Raw genomic sequence first — 6498 nt, forward strand, 5'->3', positions numbered from 1 at the left:
TATAAATAAATGTATTATACAGTGATTGTAGATGGAAATAATCTACAACTATTCTTCAATATCTACCACTATATACCTGTTTTTCTACATATTTTATTTGCTTTTGGGAAGGATATGTGTTATATTTGGAAGACATTCAAAACAAAAGCAAATATGATAGAAAAGCTCGATTACGCTATGGTCCCGACAGGTTTTGCACATTGTTTTAACGGAAACTGCAAAAGCGCGGACCACTGTTTGCGGCACCAGATTGTCCGTTTTATTCCCGATACACATTGGTCGATCTCTGTTGTGAATCCGGCATGTACCAATTCCGATGGAGATTGTAAGGCCTTTATGGCGGATACTCCCGTGCAATATGCCGTCGGCATGGATCACCTGTTAGACCGGATTCCTTATAAGGAGGCGAAGTGCATCAAGCAACGCTTGCTGATGACGTACGGTAAGAATAAGTTTTATCAGTTTAAGCGCAAAGAAAGAATCTTTTCGCCCGAAGACCAGCATTATATCCAACAAGTTTTTCTTAATAACGGGGTGGAGGAAGAACCAACCTTTGATTCCTGGAAGACAGGCTACCGATGGACAAAGGGATAGGGACGTACAAAAAGTTTCTTCTGGTGGAAACAATGGTTTTCTGCTGACAAAAATTTTGTTTCCTGCTGAAGAAACTAAAGTTTTCAAAGCAATAAACTAAAGTTTTTTCATCAGAAAAACAAATCAATGTCAGTTAGTAATTCTCTCAAACAACATATAAAATGAAGATAACCAAGCAGACAGTCTATCGGGATCGTGTTGCGCAACGGGCGATGGGCATGGAGGAAATTGTAGCATGGATAAAGGACAAACAGACGAGGGAGAAACTTATGCTCTTTCGTGAAAGGCTGAGGCGGGCCTATCCCGACAGGCGTTATTCGTTTACCCGGAAATTACCTCAGTTACTCTTTGCCGGGACTTTCCGGAAAGGCGAATTGAAGGAGTATAACGGTTGGGTATTGCTGGAAATCAATCGGTTGAAGAGCATGGACGAAGCTTTGGATTTGAAGCGGAAAATCGTTGAATATCCGCAGACCTTGTTCGCTATGATCGGTTCCAGTGGACGGAGTGTGAAGTTTGTGGTGGCTTATACCTATCCCGACGGGTCGCTTCCGCGTTTGCGGACCGATGCCGAAATTTTTCATGCGCACGCTTACCGGCATGCTCTCAAAACGTATGAACCGCGCCTTTCTTATCCCATCGAACTGAACCGCCCGGCACTTGAACAGGGGTGTCGCCTTAGTTTTGATGCCGATGTGTTTTACAATCCCGATGCGCTTGCCATTCATCTGGAGCAGCCTGTCGCCATGCCTGAAGAAAGTGCCTATCAGGAACGATTTGAAAAACGGATGCCGCTCGAGAGTGCTGGGAAGACGCTTTATGAGCAATATCGTTATGTTGCCATTCAATATGAATTTGCTTTACAACGGGCCCTGGAGGAGTATGGTGATTTGGATCTGAAGGTGGATTTCAAACCTATGTTGGTCACGCTCGGGAAACTTTGTTTTGCAGCCGGGGTGGAGGAGGAAGATTGTGTGAAGTGGACGTTGCTCTATTGGGGGAATCTGATTTCGGAGGTGGAGATACGGGAGACGTTGAGCCATGCTTACCAGTTAGTCCCCGGTTCGGATTTTGGCAGTACACCGCTTCATAAACCTGAGCAGTTACAAGCGTTGAAAATGGAAGAGTTTATGAATCGCCGTTATGATTTTCGTTACAATCTGATGTCCGGCGGACCGGAATATCGGGAGAAAAATACATTCTGTTTCGACTATCGTCCGGTGACGGACCGCGTACTGAACAGTATTGCTCTGAATGCTCAAAAGGAAGGTTTGCAGTTGTGGGACAGGGATGTACGGCGTTTTGTCTTTTCGGACCGTGTCCCGGATTATACGCCCATCGAAGATTACCTGGCCCGTTTACCCGCGTGGGACGGCAAGGACCGTATCCGTCCGCTGGCTGCACGCATTCCGTGCGACAATGTGCGGTGGGAACAGTTGTTTTACACCTGGTTTCTGTCTATGGTGGCGCACTGGCAGGGGCGTGACAAACAGCACGGCAACAGTCTCTCTCCTTTGTTGGTGGGCGGACAGGGATGCGGAAAGTCCACTTTCTGTTTCAATCTGTTACCTCCGGATTTGAATAAGTATTACACGGACAGTATCGATTTCAGCAAAAAACGGGATGCCGAATTGTATCTTACCCGTTTCGGCTTGATAAATATGGATGAGTTCGACCAGGTGAGCGTCAAGCATCAAGGCTTCTTGAAGCATCTGTTGCAGAAGCCGGTAGTCAATTTGCGCAAGCCTTATGCTACACAGGTGGAGTCGGTGAAGCGTTATGCTTCGTTTATTGCCACGAGCAATCATACGGATTTATTGGGTGATCCTTCTGGTAGCCGTCGTTTCATCTGCATTGAGGTGAAGGGAATGATAGACAATGCACAGCCGGTCGAGTATACCCAACTCTACGCGCAAGCTGTGGCCGCTCTGAATAATAACGAACGTTACTGGCTGACGCACGAAGAAGAAGCGTTGCAGATGCAGGCGAATGAAGAGTTTCAACAGCGTCCTTTGTTTGAGGATCTGTTCTTTCAATATTATCGTCCGGCCCTACATAAGGAGGAAGGTGTAAAGGCTTCTGCCGGAGAAATTTACCTCTCGTTGCAGAAAAAGAGCGGAGTAAAACTTCCGATGAGTAATGTTTCCGTCTTCGGCCGCTTCCTGAAGAAACTGGGGTTAATGACGCAGCTGGCGAGTAGGGGACGGTTGTATTTGGTGGTTGAAAAGTAGGAAATAGTGGTAGATATGAGTTGATGGTGGTAGATATTTTTTTATCTGCACCATTGGGGAAATGCTTTGTTGATGAGAGTTTGGGTGAGGAATGGTAGATGTGGTAGATGTGGTTGAATATTTTTATTACGTCTCTTTTGATATGATTTCCGATATTTTCTGTAATATTGCACTTACGATAAAATTGAATACTGATTATGGATACATTAAGTCTCACGAAAGCAATATCATTGTTCATCCTAACTTTAATACAAAGAGACGATGGACAAAAGAACAAAATTTTGGAGATGCCGGCAAATGGCACGTGTGTTTAGGGCTCGTATGATTCTTTATGCCGCTTATGGACATTGCATTATCCGTGAAGATGGTAGCTGTTATGAACATCCTCATTGGTTTGAATTGGCAAAGGATAAATGGGCGCAGGTTTATAAAACTACGGGAACTCCGTGTAGTTGTTGGATGTGTAGAGGAGCGGAGTACGACCGCAAGGAATATAAGAAAGAAACTTTGCGTATCATCAAAGAATCAGAAGATTAATGTTTAATGAAAAGAAATATGATGTTGAAAGGTAAAACAATTCTTGACGGTTTGTAAGTGTTTAATAGAGCCATGCATTATTATTGGCTTAAAGATCTTACAAACAAATGAGTAGAAGTAGAAAAAAAACTCCTGCCAGTACTATTGCGTGTTGTAAATCGCAAAAGAAGGACAAGCAAATGTGCAATCGTCTTTTTCGTAGTAAATCCAAACAGTATATTCGTGAGGGTAAGGAACTTCCTTACAGGCTTCGTGAAGTGATGAATGTTTGGAGCTTTGCCGGTGACGGTAAAGTTTACTGGGGATATGATTGGCAAGGAGTTGAGAAATTGATGAGAAAGTAATTGAATATCTTCCCTTTTGCGCTTTCGTGCAGAGGGGAAGATGTTTTGAATGACCCTCTGAAACAAATCATTACTTATTTCCCGATGCAAAACTTCCCGAAAATATTCCCCAATATCTCATCATTACTAATCTGTCCCGTAATCTCCCCCAGATAATGCATGCATTCCCTGATATCCTGGCTTAGGAAGTCTCCGGAGATATTCATTTCCAGTCCGTTGATTACACGGAGGATGGCTTCGTGGGCTTTTGTTAGGGCTTCGTAGTGGCGAATGTTTGTGACGATGACGTCGTTTTGAGATACTTCGGGTAAAGCGGCGGCCTGGATCAGATGCTGCTTGAGTACTTCGGTATTTTCCTGTCGTTTGGCGGAAATATATATACGGTCAGCAAGTATATTGCAGAGCAATTGCTGCTTGATCTTTAGCTCGTCAGACGAAAGCAAGTCGGATTTGTTGAAAACAAGGATCACCTTTTTGTCTTCTGCTTTAGGGATAATCACTTTAGCCAGTTCTTCAATCTGTTCCGCCGGAGTGTTCAGGTCGATCACCCAAAGAACAATGGATGCCTGGCGGAGCTTTTGAAAAGTACGTTCGATACCAAGGCTTTCAATGGTATCGTTGGTTTCGCGGATTCCGGCCGTGTCGATAAAGCGGAAAGTCACTCCCGAGAGATTGATCGTATCTTCTATCACATCGCGGGTTGTTCCGTGGATATCGGAAACGATGGCACGTTCCTCGCCGACGAGTAAATTGAGCAAGGTTGATTTACCGGCGTTTGTCTCTCCGATAATAGCAACCGGAATACCGTTTTTGATGGCGTTTCCGACACTGAATGAATCAGCCAGTTTGCGGATCAGTTGTTCGATGCCAGTTGCCAGTTGCTTCAGATTGGTGCGGTCGGCGAACTCGACGTCTTCTTCGCTGAAATCAAGCTCCAGCTCGATCAATGAAGTGAAATCGAGTAGTTGACTGCGTAGTTTGGTCAATTCATTACTGAAACCGCCACGCATCTGGTTAATAGCCAGTTTGTGCATACCGGCTGATGTGGATGCGATCAGGTCGGCTACAGCTTCTGCCTGGCTCAGGTCCATCTTTCCGTTCAGAAAAGCACGTTGTGTATATTCTCCGGGAAGTGCAGAACGGCATCCCTTTTCAATCAGTAGCTGAAGGATCTGTTGCTGGATATAAACCGAACCGTGACAAGTAATCTCGACAGTGTCTTCTCCTGTAAATGAATGAGGGGCGCGGAAAAGGGCGATAAGTACATCGTCGATCAACTCTTCCCCGCGGCGGATACTACCGTAGCATAAGGTATAGGCTTTTTGGTTCTGAAGATTCTTTCCCTCTATCTTAGGAGTGAAGATTGTGTCACAAATTGTTATAGCCTCAGTGCCGGATACACGAATAACAGCTACGCCACCGGCTCCGGGGGCTGTCGATACGGCACAGATTGTTTCTTGATTAATCATATATTAGTTGACAGTTGACAGTTGACAGTTGACAGAGATACCAGTGACAAAACTGTCAACTGTCAGCTAAGTTATACGGTTATTAGTTCATATTCCTGAGTTCCCAGTCCGATTTTTTCGGCATGCTCCAGTCCGGCCTGCCAGTTGGTTTCCGGGTGCATGATGTGGAATTTGTCGCATCCTTCCAAATGGTCGTGATGAGGCGAGTCCGAAAGGCGGTTACCAGTCTCCAGGATCGGAGCGTTGATGACTATATCGGCACAGGCTTTATCCAAAGCAACCGGGTCGAATGATGCGGCAATGCCCAGGTCGGGTACGATGGCGGCATCATTATGATTCCAGCAATCGCATTCGGGAGAGACATTCATGATAAAACTGATATGGAAATTCGGTTTATCGAGTAGTACTGCTTTTGAATATTCGGCAATTTTATAGTTGAGCCGTTCTGACGTGTCTCCATCACCCATGACTGCTGCGTCATATTGGCAAAGAGCAACACACTGACCGCAACCGACACATTTTTCATAGTCGATTGTTGCTATTTTGTTGCCATCCAGGTGAATGGCGTCATGAGCGCAATGTTTTACACAGATATTACAACTTTTACAGTTTTCGCGGTCTATGATCGGTTGGGAGGCAGAATGTAATTCCAGCTTACCTCCGACACTGGCGCAACCCATGCCCAGGTTTTTCAAAGCACCGCCGAAGCCAGTCTGTTCATGTCCTTTGAAGTGGTTCATGGTCAGTACAATATCTGCATCGACAATGGCAGCTCCGATCTTTGGAGCTTTGCAATATTCACCGTTTATTTCTATTTCGCGGTAATCCGTTCCTTTCAGTCCGTCTGCGATAATCACTTCACATTTGGCTGAGATAGGGTTGAAACCATTTTCCATGGCGCTCTCCAGATGATCTACGGCATTCGAGCGGCGGCCGGAATATAATGTGTTGCAATCTGTAAGAAAGGGTTTTGCTCCTAATGAACGAAGCAAAGTCGCCATGCGGGCAGCATAATTGGGGCGGATGTAAGCCAGGTTCCCCGGTTCTCCGAAATGAATCTTAATTGCTACAAACTGATTCTTAAAATCAATGTTTGTAATACCGGCGCGCTTAACAAGACGCTCCATTTTATCCAGCAAGTTACTGGATGGAGTTGTGCGAAGATTGGTAAAGTAAACTTTTGATTTGTCCATTCTCTTATTGGTTTTTGTTCTGCAAAGTTACTACAAAAAAGTGAAATGCGGAAAGATATAGTGATAGAATTGAGTTACAAGGGTTTTGGTTGAAGTGGCGATAATCCGTGAAGCCATTACAATCCCTGCC

The 6498-nt window shown here is 45.0% G+C and carries 6 protein-coding genes; 4 read left to right on the top strand and 2 right to left on the bottom strand.

The genetic code is table 11. From position 1 onward, the window contains the following. Positions 1 to 153 precede the first annotated feature (153 nt). The 4 genes from DXA15_RS24200 to DXA15_RS24215 all read left to right on the top strand — a co-directional run bounded on the left by DXA15_RS24200 (position 154) and on the right by DXA15_RS24215 (position 3706). On the top strand, positions 154 to 594 hold the full coding sequence (locus DXA15_RS24200) for a DUF6078 family protein (protein ID WP_128135741.1): 441 nt from the start codon (positions 154 to 156) through the stop codon (positions 592 to 594). A gap of 161 nt (positions 595 to 755) precedes the next feature. After that, positions 756 to 2825, top strand: a complete 2070-nt coding sequence (locus DXA15_RS24205; protein WP_128135742.1) for a BT4734/BF3469 family protein — start codon at positions 756 to 758, stop codon at positions 2823 to 2825. 261 nt (positions 2826 to 3086) lie between these two features. Continuing rightward, the gene (locus DXA15_RS24210) at positions 3087 to 3362 is read left to right on the top strand and encodes a hypothetical protein (protein WP_128135743.1); all 276 of its coding nucleotides are present in this window, start codon (positions 3087 to 3089) and stop codon (positions 3360 to 3362) included. A gap of 107 nt (positions 3363 to 3469) precedes the next feature. Continuing rightward, positions 3470 to 3706, top strand: a complete 237-nt coding sequence (locus DXA15_RS24215) for a hypothetical protein (RefSeq protein ID WP_233567603.1) — start codon at positions 3470 to 3472, stop codon at positions 3704 to 3706. A gap of 74 nt (positions 3707 to 3780) precedes the next feature. On the opposite strand, the gene mnmE is transcribed toward DXA15_RS24215, so the two are convergent. Next, positions 3781 to 5172 (bottom strand): tRNA uridine-5-carboxymethylaminomethyl(34) synthesis GTPase MnmE, encoded by a 1392-nt coding sequence (gene mnmE / locus DXA15_RS24220; RefSeq protein ID WP_199676435.1) that lies wholly within the window; start codon positions 5170 to 5172, stop codon positions 3781 to 3783. A gap of 74 nt (positions 5173 to 5246) precedes the next feature. Then, positions 5247 to 6368 (bottom strand): DUF362 domain-containing protein, encoded by a 1122-nt coding sequence (locus DXA15_RS24225; RefSeq protein WP_128135745.1) that lies wholly within the window; start codon positions 6366 to 6368, stop codon positions 5247 to 5249. Positions 6369 to 6498 lie beyond the last annotated feature (130 nt).

The sequence above is a fragment of the Parabacteroides sp. AM58-2XD genome (assembly GCF_003463685.1).
Classification (GTDB): domain Bacteria; phylum Bacteroidota; class Bacteroidia; order Bacteroidales; family Tannerellaceae; genus Parabacteroides; species Parabacteroides segnis.